At 42.5% G+C, this 1291-nt stretch carries 1 protein-coding gene and 1 pseudogene; both read left to right on the forward strand.

The window, feature by feature from the left end; all coding sequences use genetic code 11:
• Nucleotides 1-376 (forward strand): annotated as a pseudogene (locus A3766_RS31440) (methylamine utilization protein); the annotation flags it as partial.
• A 20-nt stretch (nucleotides 377-396) separates the two neighbouring features.
• Complete coding sequence (locus A3766_RS23025; RefSeq protein ID WP_068507687.1) at nucleotides 397-1107, forward strand: DUF3034 family protein; 711 nt, start codon at nucleotides 397-399, stop codon at nucleotides 1105-1107.
• Nucleotides 1108-1291: the final 184 nt, after the last annotated feature.

A 1291-nucleotide genomic window follows, 5' to 3' on the forward strand; every position in this document is an offset into this window, starting at 1 on the left:
CAATATTAGACATCATGTTTATTCGTTTTCAGAGCCAAAGCGCTTTGAAATAAAGCTTTACGCCGACAAGCCGGAATCTCCTATCAAGTTTGAAACGCCAGGCGTCGTGGCACTAGGGTGCAATATACACGATTCAATGCTTGGGTATATTTTGGTTATAGATACACCTTATGCAAGCAAAACAGACAGTAAAGGTCGAGCGAGTTTGGCTGTGCCGGAAAAAGTGCCATCAGAGTTTTTTGTATGGCACCCTCTGTTAAAAAACACTGCAAAGCCTCTTAAGGTGTCTGAGTTTGATGTGAATTCTCCACAAACCGTAGTCATTGAGATCAAATCAACGAAAAATACTAAGTTTAATAAGAAGCGCTGGCGCTGACGACCAAGTGAGATAGAAGAATGAATTATGCTCCGAAATTCTGTATTGCATTAGTAATTTTGATCTTGTTTTTTACAAGCTCTGTTAATGCAGCGGGTAGTAAGTTATTGGGTACTTCGGGTGTTACCTCTATCGAAGGTAGTGCAGGAGGAGGTTTAATTCCTTGGGCGCCGTTAGGGGGGTACGCTACTAGAGACGAGCTAGGTTTCAGCATAGTCGCAAGTGAAGTGGACGTTGATGATTATAATATGAGCGTGCACGGAGCTTTGATTAATTTTCGAGACCGTATCGAATTCAGCTTCGCTCATCAGGACTTTTATGTTGATGCATTATCGCAATCGGTGAGACAAAATATTATTGGTCTGAAGGTTCGACTTTTTGGCGATTTGGTTTATGACACATTACCGGTAATCAGTATCGGTACACAGCAAAAAAGACTCATTGATGCGGGTGTGATCAATCTTGTTGGCGCTAAAGATAGCAGCGGAACTGATTTCTATCTAAGTGCTGCAAAAGCGTGGATCGACGGATTGTTTCATCATACTAGCTTTGTGAATGCGAATATTCGCTACAGTAATGCAAATGAACTCGGTTTGCTCGGTTACGGCGGCGATAATGCAAGGTCTAAGTTTTTATTCGAAACAGCGCTGGGCGTTTTCGTCGGTAACAACGTTGCTTTGGGTGTTGAGTTTAGGTTCAATCGATCGCAGATGAGCAAATTTCTAAACTAGTTCTCGAGTATGAGCATCGTTTACAAAGCTTTGAGGATCAGCTCAGCCAGAAAAGTTCAGACATTGATGATAACCGAAAAGCGCTGGCGCTTACGCAAGAGGTTCAATCTCTTTGGCTCAGGGCGGGACAAGATACAAGCCCCAGCAATCGAATCTCAAGTTATGATGACATTTTGAAGATCAA

The sequence above is a fragment of the Oleiphilus sp. HI0132 genome (assembly GCF_001635845.1).